The 19994-nt window shown below is 63.9% G+C and carries 16 protein-coding genes; 5 read left to right on the top strand and 11 right to left on the bottom strand.

Features of this window, described 5'->3' with window-relative positions:
• Window positions 1-187 precede the first annotated feature (187 nt).
• The gene (locus tag ACZ1JV_RS20595; protein ID WP_465150300.1) at window positions 188-2026 is read left to right on the top strand and encodes a M2 family metallopeptidase; all 1839 of its coding nucleotides are present in this window, start codon (window positions 188-190) and stop codon (window positions 2024-2026) included.
• Window positions 2027-2089: 63 nt separating this feature from the next.
• Here ACZ1JV_RS20595 and ACZ1JV_RS20590 read toward each other — a convergent pair whose 3' ends face one another.
• From ACZ1JV_RS20590 to ACZ1JV_RS20555, 8 genes are all read right to left on the bottom strand, one after another.
• Window positions 2090-2491, bottom strand: coding sequence for a hypothetical protein (locus tag ACZ1JV_RS20590; protein ID WP_465135593.1), 402 nt, complete (start codon window positions 2489-2491; stop codon window positions 2090-2092).
• Window positions 2492-2683: 192 nt separating this feature from the next.
• Window positions 2684-5488, bottom strand: coding sequence for a TonB-dependent receptor (locus ACZ1JV_RS20585; RefSeq protein ID WP_465150299.1), 2805 nt, complete (start codon window positions 5486-5488; stop codon window positions 2684-2686).
• A gap of 512 nt (window positions 5489-6000) precedes the next feature.
• Window positions 6001-7431 carry an AMP nucleosidase gene (locus ACZ1JV_RS20580; protein WP_465150298.1) on the bottom strand — a complete coding sequence of 477 codons (1431 nt, stop codon included), beginning with the start codon at window positions 7429-7431 and terminating at the stop codon, window positions 6001-6003.
• Between the two features lie 37 nt (window positions 7432-7468).
• Window positions 7469-7972, bottom strand: a complete 504-nt coding sequence (locus ACZ1JV_RS20575; protein WP_465150297.1) for a GNAT family N-acetyltransferase — start codon at window positions 7970-7972, stop codon at window positions 7469-7471.
• Window positions 7973-8057: 85 nt separating this feature from the next.
• Window positions 8058-8654, bottom strand: coding sequence for a 50S ribosomal protein L9 (rplI, locus tag ACZ1JV_RS20570; protein WP_465135589.1), 597 nt, complete (start codon window positions 8652-8654; stop codon window positions 8058-8060).
• 14 nt (window positions 8655-8668) lie between these two features.
• Entirely contained in the window at window positions 8669-8893 is a 225-nt protein-coding gene (rpsR, locus tag ACZ1JV_RS20565) for a 30S ribosomal protein S18 (protein WP_086490477.1), read from the bottom strand.
• A gap of 5 nt (window positions 8894-8898) precedes the next feature.
• A complete protein-coding gene (gene rpsF / locus ACZ1JV_RS20560; protein ID WP_465135588.1) occupies window positions 8899-9261 on the bottom strand; it encodes a 30S ribosomal protein S6 in 363 nt (120 codons plus the stop codon).
• Window positions 9262-9452: 191 nt separating this feature from the next.
• On the bottom strand, window positions 9453-12260 hold the full coding sequence (locus ACZ1JV_RS20555) for a DUF3857 domain-containing protein (protein WP_465150296.1): 2808 nt from the start codon (window positions 12258-12260) through the stop codon (window positions 9453-9455).
• A gap of 120 nt (window positions 12261-12380) precedes the next feature.
• On the opposite strand from ACZ1JV_RS20555, the gene ACZ1JV_RS20550 reads away from it, so the two are divergent.
• Window positions 12381-13325, top strand: a complete 945-nt coding sequence (locus ACZ1JV_RS20550) for a cupin-like domain-containing protein (RefSeq protein ID WP_465150295.1) — start codon at window positions 12381-12383, stop codon at window positions 13323-13325.
• Between the two features lie 2 nt (window positions 13326-13327).
• Here the strand turns inward: ACZ1JV_RS20550 and ACZ1JV_RS20545 are convergent, their stop codons facing one another.
• Window positions 13328-14563, bottom strand: coding sequence for a polyhydroxyalkanoate depolymerase (locus tag ACZ1JV_RS20545; protein WP_465135585.1), 1236 nt, complete (start codon window positions 14561-14563; stop codon window positions 13328-13330).
• A 123-nt stretch (window positions 14564-14686) separates the two neighbouring features.
• Between ACZ1JV_RS20545 and ACZ1JV_RS20540 the strand changes: the two genes are divergently transcribed.
• Window positions 14687-15364: a glutathione S-transferase gene (locus ACZ1JV_RS20540; protein ID WP_465150294.1), complete on the top strand. Its 678-nt coding sequence runs from the start codon at window positions 14687-14689 to the stop codon at window positions 15362-15364.
• Between the two features lie 227 nt (window positions 15365-15591).
• Here ACZ1JV_RS20540 and ACZ1JV_RS20535 read toward each other — a convergent pair whose 3' ends face one another.
• Window positions 15592-16413 (bottom strand): flagellin N-terminal helical domain-containing protein, encoded by an 822-nt coding sequence (locus ACZ1JV_RS20535; RefSeq protein ID WP_465150293.1) that lies wholly within the window; start codon window positions 16411-16413, stop codon window positions 15592-15594.
• A 250-nt stretch (window positions 16414-16663) separates the two neighbouring features.
• Between ACZ1JV_RS20535 and ACZ1JV_RS20530 the strand changes: the two genes are divergently transcribed.
• Window positions 16664-17623: a DUF808 domain-containing protein gene (locus ACZ1JV_RS20530; RefSeq protein ID WP_465150292.1), complete on the top strand. Its 960-nt coding sequence runs from the start codon at window positions 16664-16666 to the stop codon at window positions 17621-17623.
• A 20-nt stretch (window positions 17624-17643) separates the two neighbouring features.
• Here ACZ1JV_RS20530 and ACZ1JV_RS20525 read toward each other — a convergent pair whose 3' ends face one another.
• Entirely contained in the window at window positions 17644-19056 is a 1413-nt protein-coding gene (locus ACZ1JV_RS20525) for a glutamate ligase domain-containing protein (protein ID WP_465150291.1), read from the bottom strand.
• Between the two features lie 53 nt (window positions 19057-19109).
• Between ACZ1JV_RS20525 and ACZ1JV_RS20520 the strand changes: the two genes are divergently transcribed.
• The gene (locus ACZ1JV_RS20520) at window positions 19110-19928 is read left to right on the top strand and encodes an LD-carboxypeptidase (protein ID WP_465150290.1); all 819 of its coding nucleotides are present in this window, start codon (window positions 19110-19112) and stop codon (window positions 19926-19928) included.
• The last annotated feature ends 66 nt before the right edge of the window (window positions 19929-19994 follow it).

Below are 19994 nucleotides of genomic sequence, written 5' to 3'. Positions count from 1 at the left end.
GCAAAGGCGCAAAGGCGCAAAGAAGGAATAAGCTCTTCGCGTCTTTGCGCCTTTGCGCGAACCACTTCTTCTGCCATCGGCCGGCTTGAATTGAGAATTATCCGGCATCCGTAACCCTACACGGTTGATCTCGCGGGAAGCCCGGCTAGTCTCCGGCGCCATCAGAACATACCAAGAGGGCACCCCCATGAAATTCGCATCCACCGCACGCGCGGCGCTTGCCGCCGGGCTTTGCTTCGGCCTTGCCGTTCCGGCCTTCGCCGAAGAAGCCAAGGCAGACTATCCCGTCACCGCCGCCGGCGCCGCGCAGTTCATCGCCGATGCCGAAAAGGACCTGTTCCCCGCCTCGGTCGACAATGCGCGCATCAACTGGGTGAACTATACCAATATCACCGACGATACCGACGCGCTGGCGGCGCAGTCGAACGCGGCGATTACCGAGAAGCAGGTGGCCTATGCCGTCGCCGCAGCGAAGTACGCGAACGTTCCGGGCCTCGATCCCGATGTCGCCCGCAAGCTCTCCATCCTGCGTCAGGGCATCGTCCTGCCCGCGCCGACCAAGCCCGGCGCGGCCGATGAGCTGAGCACGATCTCCACCCGTCTTGCCTCCGCTTACGGCAAAGGCCGCGGCACGCTGGACGGCAAGGAAATCAACGGTTCGGATATCGAGGCGGAGATGGGCAACCTCTCGCACACGCCGGCCGAATTCGCCGAGATGTGGACCAGCTGGCACAACAACGTCGGCGCGCCGATGAAGGGCGATTATGTCAAGATGGTCGGCATCGCCAATCAGGGCGCCAAGGAACTCGGCTATGCCGACGTCGGCGCCATGTGGCGTTCGGGCTACGACATGACGCCGGAGCAGTTCTCGGCCGAAACGCAGCGCCTGTGGGAAGAAGTGAAGCCGCTCTACCTCGCGCTGCATACTTACGTGCGCCACAAGCTGAACGAGAAGTACGGCGATGCCGTGCAGCCCAAGACCGGCCCGATCCGCGCAGACCTGCTGGGCAACATGTGGTCGCAGGAATGGGGCAACATCTACCCGCTGGTGGCTCCGGCCGGCGCGGGCGATCTTGGCTATGACATCGGCGCGCTGCTGAAGGCCAAGGGCAAGACCCCGCTGGACATGGTGAAGTATGGTGAGGGCTTCTACTCCTCGCTCGGCTTCGCGCCGCTGCCGGAAACGTTCTGGAAGCGCTCCATGTTCGTGAAGCCCGCCGACCGCGAGGTGATCTGCCACGCTTCGGCCTGGGATATCGACAACAAGGACGACGTGCGCATCAAGATGTGCACCAAGGTGAATTCGGAAGACTTCGTCACCATTCACCACGAACTGGGCCACAACTACTACCAGCGCGCCTACAACCAGCAGCCCTACCTCTACCTCAACGGCGCCAACGACGGTTTCCATGAGGCGATCGGCGACTTCATCGCGCTGTCGATCACGCCGCAGTACCTCGTGCAGATCGGCCTGCTCGACAAGGACAAGGTGCCCAGCGCCGACAAGGACATCGGCCTGCTGCTGCGCCAGGCGATGGACAAGGTGGCGTTCCTGCCGTTCGGCCTGCTGATCGACCGCTATCGCTGGGGCATCTTCGACGGTTCGATCCAGCCCGCCGACTACAACAAGGCCTGGACCAAGATGCGTCAGGACTATCAGGGCATCGTGCCGCCTTCGGCCCGCCCGGATGACGGCTTCGATGCAGGCGCCAAGTTCCACGTGCCGGGCAACACGCCCTACACGCGCTACTTCCTGGCACGCATCTTCCAGTTTCAGTTCTACGAAGCCGCCTGCAAGCAGGCCGGCTGGAAGGGCCCGCTCCACCGTTGCAGCTTCTACGGCAACAAGAAGGTGGGCGAAAACCTCGACCGCATGCTGAAGATGGGCATGTCGAAGCCCTGGCCGGAAGCGCTGAAGGCTTTCACCGGCAGCGACAAGCTGAGCGCCAAGCCGATGCTGGCCTACTTCGCGCCGTTGCAGAAGTGGCTGGGCGAGCAGAACAAGGGCGAGAAGGCCGGCTGGTAACAGCGGCTGATCGCTTGAGAGAAGGGGGCTCTCCGCCAAGTGGCGGAGAGCCCCTTTTCGTATCTACTGCAGTTTCGGCATCCATGCCGGGCCATTGTCGCTGGCGGCGGCATTGGTGAGGTTGCCGATCCACAGCGACTTGTGGCCGGATCGCGGCAGGATGTGGCCGGAGAACCGGAACGTCACGAAGCGCGGATGCCCGGCCAGCACGCCGGACAGCGCCTGGGTGGCATCGCGGGAAAGTTCGAAGCGGTTGCGGCCGGTATGATCGTCGCAGCCGGGCGCCTGCAGCGAGAAGCCGTCCACGCTGGATACCAGCACGGCCTGACCCTGCACGGGGCCGGATGTGGAGGAGTTGACGTTCCAGCAGGAACCAAGATCGGCGGCGGGCTTCAGTTCCGAACAGCCGGTGGCCGTCAGCAGAAGCAGGCTCGCAAGAGAAACGCCGGCACGGGCAGCTTTCATAAGCAGTCTTGTCCTCTTCCCAACTTACGGCCGACTTTTGTCGCCGTCTTTTTCGGAGAGGATGACTTGCCTTTTGCCGTCTGGCAACCGGGTAGTCTGAACCGTCCAAAACACAGTTTCGGATCGGGCATAAGAAAAGGGAGCCGGTTTGACCCGGCTCCCTTCCCGTGACGAAATCGGAAGATCGCCGATTTAGAAATCGACTGTGATGCCGGTGAAGAAAGTCCGGCCGTAGACGTCGTAAGTCGTCGGATAGGTGTTCGACTGTTCCTGGTTGTCGCCCAGAATCGGCGGCTTCTTGTTGAACATGTTGTTCATCCCGATATTCCAGGTGAAGCGCTTGGCCACGTCGATGCTCGCCGTGAGGTCGAAGTAGTCGTAGGCCTTGATTTTCTCCACGCTGTATTCCGTGGAGGAATCATCGTCCTTGACCGGCGAGAGGTGGCGCCAGGCGAGCGACAGGGTCTTGCCGTCGGTTGCCCAGGTCATGCGGCCATTGAGGCGCCACTTGGCATAGACGTTGCCGCAGAGCAGGCCGAACTTGCCGGCGCAGTCCACGGTCAGGTCGGACAGCGCGGCGATCGGCTTGAACGTCCAGTTCAGCAGGCGGGTGCCGCTCATGCGCAGCGTCAGCTTGCTGGAATCGTGCACGCCGAAGGCCAGCGGGATCGCGTACTGCATGTCGAAGTCGATGCCGTCGGTCTTCACGCCGCCCGAGTTCGACAGGTTATCGACCGCGCCGGTGATCGTGTAGCTGTTGCTGTCACGCGGCAGCAGCGAACAGTAGCTGGTGTCGTAAGGCGTCCACCCGTTCGATGCGGTGCCGTAGCAGGCCGAGATGATGTTCGACGTGCCGGCGGCGGTGATGAAGTTGTCGATCTTGATGTGGTAGTAATCGACAGTGAGCGACAGGCCCGGGATTGCGCGCGGCTGGATCATGGTGCCCACGGTCCAGGTGTACGCCGTCTCTTCGCGCAAGTTGCGATTGCCGCCGTTGTAGCTGTCGATCTGCGCGTCGCCACCGTTGTATTCGGTGCCGATCAGGTTCGACGGGATGCCGGAGGACAGGCAGCTTGCATTGAGGTTGGCATTGGTCAGCGCGGTCGAGGTCGAGCAGGGATCGGTCGCCGTCTCGAAGTTCTGTGCGCTGCCGCTGTAGAGGTCGTTCACGGTCGGCGCACGCACCGCGCGGGAGAACTGGCCGCGGAAGCTGATGTCCTTGACCGGCGCCCAGACGAGGCCGAGCGAGAACGTGCTGACCTGATCGGCCGCCGTCGAATAGTCCGAGAAGCGGTACGAACCGTTGAATTCAAGGCGATCGACGAAAGGTTTGTCGGCCAGCAGCGGCACGAAGGTTTCCGCGAAGAGTTCCTTCACGTTGTACCCGCCCGAGGTCGGCTCGGAGGCGTTGAAGCCGATCACGTCACCCGAAGCGAGCGCCTCGTCCGGGTTGAAGCTGCCGTGTTCGTTGCGGTATTCCGCGCCGAAGGCGATGCTGGCAGCGCCGGCGCCCAGATCGAACAGGTTGTCGTTGGTGATCGCGCCGCTGGCGACCTTCTCGGTGATGGTGGAGCGGTTCACCGTGTCGATCGAGATGAAGTCGGCCGCTTCCTGACTGATGTTGCCGGCACCGAAGATGTTCAGCGGGACGCAGCCGTTGCTGGTGTCCGAGCAGACCAGATTGCCGCTCGAATCGTAGCTAGTCAGCAGGGCCTGCTGCACGCGGCTGGCCGAGACGTTGCCGTACTGGCGCTCCACCTGCTTGGTGCGGGAATAGCTGAAGTACGCGTCGTAGTTCCAGCTGCCGGTGATCTGGCCGCGGGCACCGATCAAGCCGCGATAGGCCTTGCTGTCCATGTTCGAGACGCGGTTGCCCACTTCCGACAAGCGGCGATAGACCGAGGCGGAGGTGTAGCCGTCGCCATCGGTGTCGTAGCTGGAGAGCAGCGCCTGGGTATCGGACGACAGGAACGAAGAATCCGTGTCGAGCGAGTAGGTGCCGGTGAGCGGCGTCGGGGCCAGCTGGTTCTTCACCTTGTTATGGATGAACTGGCCTTCGCCGTAGAGCGTCAGGTGATCGCTGAAGTCGAAATGGCCCTGGCCGGAGAACAGGACGCGCTTCTGCGGAACCTGCAGATAGTTTTCCGAGGCGTAGTTATAGGCATCGGCCGAGGTGTAGGGCGAATAGCTGCCGTCTTCGCCGAACTTGTAGTTGTTGCCGCCCAGCGCGATGCGGCCGGCCGGGATCGAGCTGGAACCGCCGGCGGTCAGGCCGCCTGCGCCGTCGTCCGTCTGTGCCACGGAGGTGTAGCTACGGCCGGACTGCAGGATCGACTTGCGCTGCGTGTAATCGCCGTAAACGGTGATGTTGCCGCGGCCGTCGGCGAAGTTCTTGCCGACCAGAAGGCCGCCATTGTACGTCGCGCCGTCGCCTTCGCCGGTCAGGCGATAGTTGGCATTGGCCTGCACGCCGTCGAAGTTCTGCTTGGTGACGAAGTTGACGACGCCGGTAACCGCGTCCGAACCGTAAACGGCGGACTTGCCGCCGGTCATCACGTCCACGCGCTCGATCAGCGCGGTCGGGATCGTGTTGAGGTCGACGATCTGGTTGGTATCATAGGAAACGTAGCGGTGGCCGTTCACCAGCACCAAGGTGCGCGCCGCGCCCAGGCCGCGCAGGTCGGCCGTGGCGACGCCGCCGCCGGGGTTGTTCGATGCTGCGGTCGTGCCCGGCAGGATCTGCGGCAGGTCCTTCAGGATGTTCTCTACGTTGACCTGACCGGTCAGCTTCATCTCCTGCGCGGAGACGGCCATGATCGGCGCGGCCTGTTCGAGATTGGGGTTGGACAGGCGCGAACCGGTGACGACGATGGCGCCGCTATCGGGTTCGGCTTCCGCGCCGGATGCGGCGGCGGTGTTGTCCTGGGCCTGTGCTGCGACCGGCAGACCCATGAGGAGCGTGGACGCCAGCAGAAGGCGCTTCATCTCGGATGTCATTGATTACTCCCTATTGCGGATCTCGACGCGGGAGAGGGTGTGCGCGTCGAAATCAGGCCGCCGGTGTGCGGGGGAGTTCTGCGGTTGTCATGCAGGATTAATAGTAATGTTCGATTGAATTTAGGGGAGTTGTAGAATCGCCACAACTATTTCATGATGAGAGAAGTATATGAAAATTTACAGCTACAACAAGAAATTCAATTGAAACATCATTTCAGCTATTTTTCAGCGGCTTCAATTCTAGGAAATAGCTGTTGCGCGTGGCGTAATCAAGCTCGAAAATGTCCCTAATGGCGTTCGCTTTATAATTTGATGCCGCCTGCGTGCGCTGCATCGCGGTATTCATTGCGTGGCGGGCGTGTTGGGGCCGATGGGCCTTTCAGAACGGGCGCAGCGAGCGTGTCGATGCGCGAATGAGGCTTGTGAAATGCGCAGTAAAAAGCCGCCGCCTTCATTTTGGAAGGCGGCGGCTTCTGGCGTTCATCGGGATGGCGGCTTGCTGCCGCCGTCGATCAGCGGAACGGCGGTTCGTTGAAGGCGCGTAGCTTGCGGCTGTGCAAGCGCTCACCTTCGGCGCGCAGCAGGTCGCAGGCCTGGAGGCCGATCTTCAGGTGGCTGGCGATCGCTTCCTCATAGAACCGGTTCGCCTGGCCGGGCAGCTTCAACTCGCCATGGATCGGCTTGTCCGAAACGCAGAGCAGGGTGCCGTAGGGTACGCGGAAGCGATAGCCCTGGGCGCTGATCGTGGCGCTCTCCATGTCGATGCCGATCGCGCGGCTGAGGCTGAAGCGGTGCGCGGATTCGGTGTAGCGCAGTTCCCAGTTGCGATCGTCGGTGGTGACGATGGTGCCGGTGCGCATGCGCTTCTTCAGGTTTGCCCCGCCTTCGCCGCTGACCGTTTCCGCGGCGCTGGCAAGGGCCTGCTGCACTTCGGCGATCGCCGGCAGCGGGATCTCGGGCGGCAATACGTGGTCAAGCACGTGATCGTCACGCAGATAGGCATGGGCGAGCACGTAGTCGCCGATGCGCTGCCCTTCGCGCAGGCCGCCGCAGTGGCCGATCATCAGCCAGACCTCGGGGCGGATCACGGCGAGGTGATCGGTGATGGTCTTGGCATTGGACGGGCCGACGCCGATGTTGACCAGCGTGATGCCGGACTTGTCCGGCCGGATCAGGTGATAGGCCGGCATCTGGTGGCGGCGCCATGCGGTGTCCGACAGACGCTCGCGCGCATTGTCGACCGGCGCATCGAGGTAGAGGCCGCCGGCGCCCGAAAGCGCGGTGTAGCCATCGGTGCCGATCTGCTGGCCGGCCCAGTCCACGAACTCGTCCACATAGCGGTGGTAGTTGGTGAAGAGGATGAAGCGCTGGCAGTGCTCCACGCTGGTGCCGGTGTAGTGCTGCAGGCGCGCCAGGCTGAAATCGGTGCGTAGGCCATCGAACAACGCCAGCGGCACGGGTTCGTCCTGCGGCTGAGTGAAGATGCCGTCGGCAATCTCGTCCCCGATCATCGCGAGTTCGGTGGTCGGGAAATGTGCGGCCAGTTCCTGCGGAGTGACGCTGCCCATGCCGATGCCGTCCAGCACGTAGGGGAACGGGATCTCCTGCGTGGACGGGGCGACCTCGATCGCGATCTCGTAATCTTCGTGAAGAAGGCCGAGCTGCTCTTGCAGGTAATCCGCGAAAAGGCGGGGGCGGGTAATCGTGGTGACGTAAGTCCCCGCATCGTTCAGCCGCCCGAACGAGCGGCTATAGAACGAACCGCGCTCCACGCCGCTATAGGTGATCCGCAGTTCCGGATAGCACCAGCTTCGCGTTTCGCGGCGATCATGGGGGGGGAGGGTGCCGTTCTCTACAAAGGCGGCAATGTCGGCCTTCAGAGTGGTGACGGCGGTTTCATAGACGCGGACCAGTTCCGCGATCGTGCTTTCTATCGTTTCCATCTCCCACACTTACGCGATTCGTGTTGCAGTGCAATAGTCACCGGCGAAGTGTGTGGGCGAGGTAGGTCACGGTCTTCCCGTTCCCCAACAGTGCTTCGCCGACGGGTTCGAAGCCCAGGGCCAGGTGGAATGCCTCGCTGGCCGGGTTCGGCGGATCGGAATTGACCTCGCAGACTACGCGTTCGTGGCCGGCGGCGCGGGCCTGTTCGAACAGATAGGCGTAGAGCGTGCGGGCAAGCCCGCGCCCGCGCGCCTCGGGCGCGGTGACCACGCGGTCCACGTAGACGAAACGCGGATAGCGTTCGCGGAACCACTGGAAGTTGGCGCTGTCGTAATCCGCGTCCTGATCGAAGGCGATCAATGCAGCATCAAGCGTGCCGATCCGCGCCGCCACGAAGGCTCGCTCCACCAGCATGTCCATCCGTGCTTCGTCGGCCAGCGAGAGTTCGACCGCGTGGGCATTGTTCAGTGCCAGCAGCGCTTCGCGTAGTTCCGCGTCGGCGGCATAATCGGCGCGCAGGTCGATGGGTGTTTCGGTCATCATCTCGTCCGCAGATAAGAGAAAAGCCCCCGCTCCGCGAGGGAGCGAGGGCCTTTCGAAACAGTGGTCAAGCGGAAGGGGAAGCTCAGGCTTCCTCTTCGCTCTCCACGGCAGCTTCTTCAACCGCGATTTCGCCGGGTTCGGCGTTCGGGTCGTAAGCTTCGGTGAAGCCCGAGACGTCCTGTTCGAACATCGCGGCCATGACGTCGACGCCCTGCGACTGCAGATCGGCTTCGTCGGGCGAGCGAGCGACGTTCACCTTGACGGTGACGGCGACTTCGGGGTGCAGGCTGACGCGAACGTCGAACACGCCGATCGTCTTGATCGGGCGTTCGAGAACGATCATCTGCTTGGTCACTTCGGCGCCTTCGGCGTTCAGGGCGTCGACGATGTCGCGCACCGAAACCGAACCGTACAGCTGGCCCGAGTTCGACGAAGCGCGGATCAGGACGACCTGCTTGCCTTCGACGTTGCCCGAGTGAGCTTCGGCAGCCGAACGACGCTCAGCGTTGTCCGATTCGATCTTCGCGCGGTTGGCTTCGAAGACCTTCTTGTTCTTTTCGTTGGCGCGCAGCGCCTTCTTGTTGGGCAGCAGGTAGTTGCGTGCGTAACCGTCCTTGACGGAAACGACGTCACCAATGGCGCCCAGCTTTTCGATGCGCTCGAGGAGGATGATATCCATGAGGTTCGTCCCCCTTACTTGACGATGAAGGGCAGGAGGCCGATGTGCCGGGCGCGCTTGATCGCCTGGCTCAGCTCACGCTGCTTCTTTGCGGAAACCGCGGTGATGCGGCTGGGAACGATCTTGCCACGCTCGGACATGAAGCCCTGGAGCAGACGAACGTCCTTATAGTCGATAGCCGGAGCGTTCTTGCCCGAGAACGGGCAGGACTTGCGGCGGCGGAAGAATGCGCGTGCCATGGAAATTAGTTCCCTTCACGTTCGCGACGGCGAGTACGCTCGCGGTCGGTCTTGCGCATCATGACCGACGGACCAGCTTCGTGCTCGTCGACGCGGATGGTCACGTAACGGATGATGTCTTCGTTGATCTGGGTCTGACGCTCGAGCTCGGCGACGACGTCGCCCGAAGCTTCGATGTTCAGCATCACGAAGTGCGCCTTGCGGTTGCGCTTGATCTTGTACGCGAGGTTCTTGAGGCCCCAGGTCTCGGTCTTGGTGACCTTGCCCTGGTTCGACTCGACGATCTCGGTAGCGGTGGCGGCAAGCGCATCGACTTGCGCCTGGCTGAGGTCCTGGCGCGCCAGGAACACGTGCTCATAAAGAGCCACGGCAGCTTCCTTTTCTCTAATCTAACCGATCGCTGGCTTGTCCGCGGGATTGCGGGGCCCCTCCGGCTTTCGTCCTTTCCGCCTCACATGGGTGGAGACGGAAGGCGCGCCCTTATGCGGATCGGCGGGGGAATGCAAGCGGATTCGGGGTGAAGCGCTTCGGGCGCGGCGCCATCAGACGCCGCTCCCGCTCAGGGCTTGATCCCCAGCTTCGTGTATAGCGCGTCCACGCCGGGATCCAGCCTGCGGGCGACCGCAATTTCCGTCTTGCTTTCCGCCGCGCGGCCAAGGTGGGCCAGGACGATGCCGCGCATGTAGCGGCTTTCCGCCTGTGTGGGTGCCTCAAGGATCACCGCGTCGAGGTCCTTGAGCGCATCGTCGTAGCGGCCAAGCCGGAACCATACGACGGCGCGGCTGTCCAGCGGGCCTACCGGGCTGGCGGCGAGTTCCACGGCGCTGGAACATTGCCGCACTGCGCCTTCCACGTCGATGCCGCGCATACCCTTGATCCAGCAGGCCAGGTTGAGCAGCTCGGGGCTTTGCGGGCGCTGGGTCATCATCGTGTCCAGCATCGTCAGCGCTTCGGTGGCATCGGCGTAGAGGCCCAGCTTTTCCACCTTCGACATTTCCCAGCCGCGCTTCTGCTCGCCGCCCAGGGCGATCTTCTCGTCCAGCAGTTCACGCGCTTCGGCCGCCTTGCCGTCTTGCGCCAGCAGCGTTGCCACCAGTTCGGCCGCGGCATTGTCCGATGGATCGAGTTCCTGCGCCTTGCGCGCATCGGCCATGGCGGCAGGCAGGTCGCCCAGCGCGCGATTGACAGAAGCGCGATCGAGGTAGGAAGCGGCATCGGCGGAGAGCGCGATCGCGCGGGTCAGGTCCTCGCGCGCGCCCTTGTAGTCGCCGGTGCCCTGCCGCAGGCTGGCGCGGGCGACCCAGGGAAGGGCTTCCGGCTCCTTCGCGGCCATGGATTTGCCGAACACGCTTTCGATGGCGGCAAGCTGGGTCGATCCCTTCGCGGCGGATCCCAGTTGCCAGCGCCGCGTTGCATTGGCCGGCGCGACGAGCTGCGGCACTTGCGTCTGTGCCTTGGCAAGCTGGGCCCGGTCCGCCGCGATACGATCGGCCGGAACCTCGCGGCCGGTGCCTTCCTTGCGTTCGGTATAGGTGAAGACGCCGTCGGCAATGGCGGCATGGCTGGTAAAGTGCGATCCGCCCGCCGTCGCATCGATATCGCCGGCGCCCTCCATCGTATAACCGACGCCGCCATCGGGCAGCTTGACCCGCAAGTGATAAACCATGCTCACCGGCTGAGGAGTTGCCACCGGAATTTCACGCCATTCGGCGCGGGCGCGGTCGGGCGCAAAGGTAAAGCTGCTGAGCATGCCCTCCACGCCGCGCTTCATCTGCCGGTCGCGCCGCTTCCACTCGGTGGTCATGATACCGCGCCCCTTCAGCACGGTAGTGGCGGTGTCGGGGGAAGCTTCCAGCGAAAGGTCGGTGAACTGGCCTTCGCCCAGAATGCTGCCGAGTTGGCCGCGCACCATTTCGTCGCGCTGTTCGGCATCGAGTGAGTTCACGGCGAGGCCAAGGCTCAGCGCCTGCGGCCCGCGCAGCGTGACCTTGGCGGTGACCACGGTGGGCAGATCCAGGCTGGTGCTCTCGTCATAATCGACATCCAGCTCCATGGTCGGGCGGGCGTTGGCGTGGGTCTCGATCAGTTCGGGCTCGGCCCCGGCACTGCGCAAGGGCAGGACATAGCCGAAGTCCGGCGTGTCATGGATGTCCTCGATCCGTGATCCGATCCCGGTGCCGTCCAGCCAGAGGCTTTGCCCGCCCACTTTGGCGCGGACCAACACGTGATCGAACACGGCGGCGCTGGGGAGGCGGCGCGGCAGGTCATAGGCGCCGCCGGTGGCGCTGGCCGTCACGGCCTCCGCCTCGATGCCCAGACGGTCCAGCAGGGCGAGCAGCAGCAGGGTCTTGGCCTTGCAGTCGCCATAGCGCAGCTGCCAGGTTTCGTCCGGCTTCTGCGGCGTATAGTTGCCGCCGTTCATCTGCACCGCCAGATAGCGCACCTTGTCCTGAACCAGTTGCAGCGCGGCCTGCGTGCGGATGAGCGGTTCGGTGGATGTCGCGGCGATCTTGTCCGCCTCGGCGGCGAGCGGGCTGCCGTCCGCGATCAGGCCCTTGGCGGCATAGAGCGGCGCGAACGTGCGCGAGACGTCGGCCCAGTCGCGGAATGTGGTGAGTTCGAACATCGGCAGCGGGCGAAAACGGGCAGGCGCATCGTTCGGCATCTCGGGCTGCTTGGCGAGCGGCAGCGCGACTTCCAGCTCCATCGTATCGCCATGCCGCACGGGGGTGGCGGCGAAGTCTTTCGCGAGGATCTGCCACTTGGCGTTCTCCGCCACTGGCCAGATCGCGCGCAGGCGGCCCGTGCCCATGCGAAGCGGGCGGGTGGGCAGGCCGATCGTGCTCTGCACGCGGTCGCCCAGTACCTTGTCGCGTTGGGTGATCGAATAGCGCAGGCGGAACATGTCGCCCACGCGCAGGCCCTGGATCGCGGCGGTGGCGCTGAGCACGCCGTTGAGCTGGCGCTGTTCCAGCAGTTCCTCGCGCCGCAGCACGTCCAGTTTCATGCCGTTCTTGATCAGGTCGATCGTCTCGCCATCGCGGATGATGGAGATTTCGTGGATGATAAGGTCACCCTGATCGGGCGACCACTGCGCGCCCACGGTGGAGAACTGTGCCAGCATCTCCGCCGAACCGATGCGCACGGCAGTATCCGAATAGCGCCAGAGCTGCCCGCCTTCGACTTTTTCCTGCGCATCGAACACGGTAAACGGCGGCGCGTCGGCAGTCGTGGCGGGCAGGGCCGCGATCTTCACCCATGCCGGGGCGGGCTGGTAGAGAATCGCCTCCCCCGCGCAAGCCGGCGCCGAAACGGCAGAGACGATGGCGCAGGCCAGCACGGCCCGCGAGACTTTCCCCAGATACACTTGAATTTCCCCCAATTCTGACGGCGCGAATGTGTAGGCCATTGCCATTCGCGCGCAATAGTGGCCTGCAAGTTGACAGCGCTTTTAATCGGGACGGTATGGGCCGGCAGGAGACTTCGGATGGCAGGGGGAAACGACAGGCTCGATGCGGCGCTGAAGGCCATCGGTCTGGGCGGCCTCGACGCGGCGCGGCCCTATACGGGTGGCCCGCGCGCCGGGGTGGCGAACGCTGCGGCCGAGGTATCCGATTCCATCGCGGCCGCGCGGCGGGACTGGATCATGCAGGTACAGGAACGGCAGAGGAGACTTTCCGTGAACGCCAGTGCGCTGATGCGATGCCGCGACTTGCCGGGGCACGCTTTCCTCGATCATTTCTACGCGCCCGGTCGCCCGGTGGTGATCGAAGGCGCCATCGACCAGTGGCCCGCGCTGGCGAAGTGGACGCCCGACTATCTGGCTGGGGCGGTGGGTTCGGCAGAGGTCGAATATCAGGGTGGGCGCAACGGCGCCGCCGATTTCGAACTCGCCAAGGATCGCCACAAGCGCAGCATGGCGTTCGACGCCTTCCTGGCGATGATCGGGCAAGGGCAGGGCAACGATGCCTATATCACCGCCTACAACAGCGGCACCAACGCGACCGCCTTCGCACCCCTGATGGCGGACGTGACGCCGATTTCGGAGTATCTGACGCCGGAGCCGGGGATGCTATGGGTGGGGCCGGAAGGCACGTTCACGCCGTTGCATTTCGACCTGACCAACAACCTGCTGATCCAGATCACCGGTCGTAAGCAGGTGCGTCTTGTGCCGCCTTCGCAGACGCGGCTGCTCTATAACCACCGGCATGTCTTCAGCGCGGTGCACGACCTTGACGATCCCGCGCGTCTGGATGCCCATCCGCTGGCGAAGCAGGTGGCAAGCTATGACGTGACGCTGGACCCGGGGGACATGCTCTACATCCCGATCGGCTGGTGGCATCAGGTACGCTCGCTGGATTTCAGCGTGATGATGACCTGCACCAATTTCCTCTGGCCCAACCTAGGGCACGAGGAGTTCCCGGAAGGATAGGCTTAGCTGACCGCCAGCACCAGATTGCGGACTTGCGGATAGACCTGCGTTTCCCAGCGCGATCCCGCGAACAGGCCATAGTGGCCGACGCCCGGCTGCAGGTGGTGCCGCTTCAGGTGTGGGCGCAGGCTGGAACAGAGGAAATGCGCCGCCGCTGTCTGGCCTACCGCGCAGATATCGTCCCGCTCGCCCTCTACGGTAAGCAATGCGGTCTTGCGGATGGCGCCGCAGTCCACCTTGCGGCCGCGGTGTTCGAGTTCGCCCTTGGCCAGCAGCGCGCGCTGGAATACCTTGTCGATGGTTTCCAGATAGAACTCGGCCGTCAGGTCCAGCACGGCGAGGTATTCTTCGTAGAACGTCTCGATCTTTTCGACATCGGCCTGCCGGTCGTCTGCCAGAGCCTGATAGAGTTTGCGGAATTGGCCGAAGTGGCGGCCCATGTTCATCGACATGAAGGCGGTAAGCTGGATGAAGCCGGGGTAGACCTTGCGCCCCGCGCCCTTGTGGCGCCAGGGCACCTCCTGGATCATCGTATCCTCGAACCAGCTGAAAGGATGCTCGGTCGCGAGTTCGTTGACGCTGGTGGGGCTTTCGCGCGTGTCGATCGGGCCGCCCATCAGCGTCATGGAGCGCGGCTGGCAGGGATCGTCGTCCTGCGCCATCAGTGCCACGGCAGCCAGCACCGGAACGCAGGGCTGGCAGACGGCGAGCACATGCGCGCCCCGGCGTTCGACCGGATCGCCCAGTTCCTGCAGGAAGTGGATCACGTAATCGACGAAGTCGTCGAACCCGAACTGCCCCTTGCTCACGGGGATGTCGCGGGCGTTCTTCCAATCGGTGATGTAGACGTCGTGATCGCGCAGCAGTGTGAACACGGTATCGCGTAGCAGCGTGGAGTAGTGTCCGGAGAGCGGGGCGACGACCAGCATCTTGGGCTGCGGCACTGCAACATCATGCTTGGCGAAGTGCAGCAGGTTGCCGAAAGGTAGGTCCACCACGACTTCCTCACGCACCGCAACCTCACGATTGCCGCTCATGACGGAGGTAATGCCGTAGGACGGGCGCTGGTGGGTGATCGTCGCCTTCTCGAACGTCTCCGCGAGCGCGAAAAACCGCCGCATCCAGGGCATTTCATGGGCGCCGCCGAGGTAATCGTCACGCAGGGAAACGGCATTTCGGGCGGCCCAGCGCGGCAGTTCGAGCAAGTCCGAATACGTCTGATACGCCTGATAGAGCATGCGCGGTCTGTTCCCTGTGGGCAGTACGTGCGCGATTCGCTCTGGCGTGCAATCGGCGCTGGATTCATGCTGCGCTGCATCATAAGCTGATGCAAGCAAAAGCACACTTAGGCGGAGACAGCAGTGAGCGAGTCGGGCGTTAAGGGTTCCGCCGGGGCGAGGCTGACGATTTCCAGCAAGACGTATTCGGCCTGGTCGCTGCGCGGCTGGCTGCTGTGCCGTCTGGCCGGGCTGGAGGTTGAGGAGAAGACTGTCGTCAACGATGCGGCCAACCGGGCCGAACTCTTGCTGCTCACTCCATCGGTGCTGGTGCCCCGCCTCGACCATGAAGGGGCGAGTGTGTGGGATACGCTGGCGATTGCCGAATATCTCAACGAGAAGTTCCCCGATGCCGGGATGTTGCCGGCCGATCCGATCGCGCGGGCGCATTGTCGGTCGGTCTCGGGCGAAATTCATTCGGGCTTCACCAACTTGCGCTCTGCGCTGCCGATGAACCTGAAGGTGGAGCACGAAAGCTTCCCGATCTTCTCCGGCGCGCGGCCGGATATCGAGCGGGTGGAAGCGATCTGGAACGAGTGCCTCGACACCTATCGCGGCCCGTTCCTGTTCGGCAAGAAGCCGACCGTGGCCGATGCCATGTATGCCCCGGTCACGCGCCGTTTCCTGAGCTATGCGGTGCCGATGGACGACCGCCTGCGCGCCTACTGCGACGCCGTTGCGGCCTGGGCGCCGATGGCCGAATGGCTGGTGGCTGCCAAGGCGGAGCCGGAGGATATCGAGGAACTCGACGTCGAGTTCTGAGGCCAGCCGGCAGGGCACTTTCCTAGCCTCCTTCGTCATTGCGAGCGCAGCGAAGCAATCCAGAGTGGCGCTGAACCGCCCTGGATTGCTTCGCTGCGCTCGCAATGACGAAGGGTGGGGGCGATGAGTAAGGCCACGACGCGGCGGCCACCGAACAAAACGAACCCGGCGGACATCGCTGCCCGCTGGGTCTTGTCGAAACCGCAGGGGTTTCGCTGGGGAACTGATCAGCGCAGAAGCGAAAGCACATCCTGCTGGGCCTGATTGGCCTGTGCGATCATCGCGGTGGAGGCCTGGCTGAGGATCTGAGCCTTGGCCAGCGACGTGGTTTCCACCGAATAGTCGGCATCCTCGATCCGCGAGCGGGCGTCGGACAGGTTGGTCACGTTGCTGGTCAGGTTGTTGATCGCCGATTCCAGCCGGTTCTGCCCGGCGCCGAGCGAGGCGCGGTTGGCGTTCACGGACTTCAGCGCAGCGTCAACATGGTCCAGCGTGGCCGAGGCGGCGGTGCTGTCCGAAACGTCCAGTGCCGTGCCCAGGTGGGTGCCGTCGATGGCGACCGAGGTGAGGGTGACCTTCTCGCCGGAGTTCGATCCGGTCTGGATGTCGAACGTGACGTCCGAGCCCGAGGTGGTGGAGAACAGCGTGTTGCCGTTGAATGTGGTGGTGGTCAGGATGTCGCCGATCTGGTCGGTCAGCGCGGTCACTTCCTGCTGCATCGCGTCGCGGTCGGTGTCCTGATAGGTGCCCGATGCCGACTGGATCGCCAGTTCGCGAACCCGCTGCAGCATGTTGGCCACTTCGTCCAGCGCGCCGTCGGCGGTCTGGGCCAGCGAGATGCCGTCGTTGGCATTGCGGATGCCCTGGCTCATGCCGCGGATCTGCGAGCTCATCGAGGTGGAGATGGCAAGGCCGGCGGCATCGTCCTTGGCGGAATTGATGCGCTTGCCGGTGGAGAGGCGTTCCATCGCGGTGCTCAGCGTCTTGTTGGCGGCGATGGAGGCGTTGGACGCGCGGATGGCGCTGATGTTCGTGTTGATGACCGACATGATTATTCCCCAGTATCAAGAAGTTGGAAGGTGCCGTGGGAGGCTCCCTCCGGACAGTCCAGAGAACGGTTGGCGCCCGAAGCCGTTAAGGGCAGGGGTGCGAGGAAAGCGGAAAAGTCGCGGAGAGCCGGTTGCAAGACCTTGCTCAAGTCCCTTTGCAATCAAGGATTTTGCGGGATTTGCTTGATCGGCGAAAAATTCGCCCGCATGGCAGCGGTCTGTGTTTCAATGATGAGGGATTTTTCTTCCGATGGCTTCCGGCCTCGTTGCTCTTCTCGATGACGTGGCGGTGATCGCCCGCGCCGCTGCCGCTTCGCTGGACGATGTGGGGCTGGGGGTCGCCAAGGCCGGCAGCAAGGCGGCCGGCGTGGTTATCGACGATGCGGCGGTGACGCCGGGTTATGTCACCGACTTCACGCCCGAGCGCGAACTGCCGATCATCTGGAAGATCACCAAGGGGTCGCTGCGCAACAAGCTGTTCATCCTGCTGCCCATCGCGCTGCTGCTCAGCGCCTTCCTGCCGTGGCTCATCACGCCGATCCTGATGATCGGCGGGGCTTATCTCGCGTTCGAGGGGGCGGAGAAGGTCATCGAGAAATTCGGCGGCGCCAAGCACGGCGAAACGCTTGAGCAGCCGGTGCATGACGCGGTGACGTTCGAACAGGTTCGCGTTTCCGGCGCGATCCGTACCGACCTCATTCTTTCCGCCGAGATCATGGCGATCGCGCTTTCGGAAGTGGCCGACAGTTCGCTGATCACGCGCGCGGTGGCGCTGGCGCTGGTGGGCATCCTGATCACCGCCGGCGTCTACGGCGCGGTCGCGCTGATCGTGAAGATGGACGATATCGGCCTGCATCTCGCCAAGAAGGATGGGAAGGGCACGCAGGCTTTCGGCCGCATGCTCGTCAACGGCATGCCCAAGGTGCTGACGGTGCTGGCCTCTGTCGGCACTTTGGCGATGCTCTGGGTCGGCGGCGGGATCATCCTGCACGGACTCGAGCAATTGGGCGTTCCCGCTCCGGCGCATCTGGCGCACGGCATCGAACATTGGCTGGCCGTGCTCGGCGGCCCTCTCGGGGGCGTGCTGGGCTGGCTGGGCTACGCTCTGGCTTCGGCGGTGGTCGGCCTGGTGCTGGGCGCGGTGATTGCCGTTGCCGTGCACGTGATCGCCCACATGCGCGGCGGGAAGGACGAAGCCGGGGCGCACTGATCGCGCCCCGGACTTTCCAATCAGGGCACGCGCGCGAGCAGGTCTTTCGCGAAAACCGTCAGCGTATCGTCGCGTGCGCCCATCACGACCACGCGGTCTCCGGGCTTGGCGATTTCCACGATGCGGCTGGCGCAGTCTTCGCGGGAGGGCACATATTCGGCCTTTCCGCCGTCCGCTTCGATCAGGCGCACGATGCGCTCGCTGCCTTCGGAGCGGTCAACCGTGCCGCCGAAGTAGACCGGATCGCACAGGATCGTCACATCGTCCGGCCCCAGCTTGGTGGCGAGCACTTCGGCCAGTTCATGCCCCATCTGTTTGAGCGGGCCGTAACCATGCGGCTGGAAGAACGCGATCACGCGGCCGGCATGGGCCTTGAGCGTCGCCAGCGTGGCCGAAACCTTGTCCGGATTATGGCCGAAATCGTCGATCACCGTCACGCCGGAGGGCGAGGTGCCGACGATGTCGAACCGGCGTGCGAGCCCCACGAAGCTGCCCAGCGCCTCAACCGCCTCCGCCACCGAAACCCCGGCGGCATTGGCCGCGGCTATGGCAGCGAGCGCGTTGTAGAGGTTGTGACGACCCGGCACTTTCAGCGCCAGCGCATGCGAAGTTCCATCGCGGCGATCCAGCACAGTGGCGGTCAGCGAAGTCGGCCCTTCGACCACATCGCTCGCACCGATCTGCGCGTCCGGCGATGCAATGCCGAACGTCACCAGTGCCTTGGCATGCGGGGCGAGGGCAGCGGTTTCCGCATCGTCGAGATTGATCGCGGAGGTGTCCGCGCGGGCAAGGAAATCGCCGAAAAGCTGGCGCAATTCCTCAAGGCTCTTGTGGTCGAGGCTGACGTTGCCCAGCACCGCGACTTTCGGGCGATAGAGCGCGATAGAGCCGTCGCTCTCGTCCACTTCCGACACGAACACCTCGCCCTGACCCACGCGGGCGCTGGCGAAAGGGGCGTCGGGGCTGGCGAAGTTCTTCATCACCGCGCCGTTCATGATCGTGGGATCACGGCCTGCGTGGGTCATGATCCAGCCGGTCATGCCGGTGACGGTTGACTTGCCCGATGTGCCACCGATGGCCACGCCGAAGGGCGCCGCATTGAACAGAGTGGCCAGAAGCTGCGCACGGCTCATGCGCGGGCAGCCGAATTCCTTCGCGCGGACCACTTCCGGCACCGTGTCTTCCACGGCGGCCGAGGCGACCAGCGTCTGCTCAGCGCCGGTGATGCCGTTGCCATCCTGCGGGTGCAGTTCGAAACCAAGGCTTTCCAGCCAGGCGAACTTTTCCGGGGTGCGGCCCTGATCGCGGCTACGGTCCGATCCCGCGACCTGCGCGCCGTGGCCCCGAAGGATCAGTGCAAGCGGCAACATGCCCGATCCGCCGATGCCGCAGAAGAACCAGGGGTGTGAAGTGAGATCGTGATCGGAAGTCATGACGCTTCGGTATGCGGCCTTGTTCGTCCTGACAACCTCGATAGGAAGGAGCCATGACCCGTATCGCAGTTTGTGCACCGTCCACCCCGATCACCCGCGAGGATGCGGAGGCCGTCGTCGCTCTGGCGGCTACTGAGTTCCCCGATGTGGAGATTGTGATTCACGATCAGTGCTTCGAAGTGGAAGGCCATTTCGCCGGCAGCGACGCGCGGCGGATCGCGGCGCTGGTGGAGTGCGCCAACGATCCCTCGATGGACGCAGTGTGGTTCGCGCGCGGCGGTTATGGCGCATGCCGGGTGGCGGAAGCGGCCATCGGCAAGTTCACGCACGATGCGCAGGCGAAGACTTTTCTGGGCTATTCCGACGCGGGCTATCTGCTGGGCGGGCTCTACCGCGCGCGCATCGGCAAGCCCGTCCACGGACCGATGCTGGCCGATATTCGCCGGGAAGGTGGGGCGGAGGCGGTGCGCCGCGCATTGCGGTGGCTGACCGGCGATGCCTCGGGCGTGGAGCCCACCGGCGACGATCATCCGCGCGTGGCCTTCAACCTGATGACGCTGGCGATGCTCTGCGGCACCCCGCTGATGCCGGGGCTGGCCAAACATGTCGTGCTGGTGGAGGAGGTATCGGAGTATCTCTATGCGGTGGACCGGCTGTTTTTCCACCTCACCGCGCACCTCGGCGGCGTGGCCGGCCTGCGACTCGGCAGAGTCAGCGATGTGCCGGAAAACGACCGTCCGTTCGGCGTCGAGGCGGAGGAAATCGCCCGCCATTGGTGTGCGCATCACTCGATTGCCTACCTCGGCAATGCCGATATCGGGCATGACGCGATGAACCGGATCGTCCCGTTCGGGCTTGCCGAGCGGCCCTAAGGTCAATAACGCGCCGCGCCACATATAGAGATTCACAAACCGGCAGGGCGCAATTGCAAGCCCGCC

Source organism: Novosphingobium sp. BL-S-19, assembly GCF_055521675.1.
This window is presented reverse-complemented; position numbering and strand designations above follow the sequence as displayed.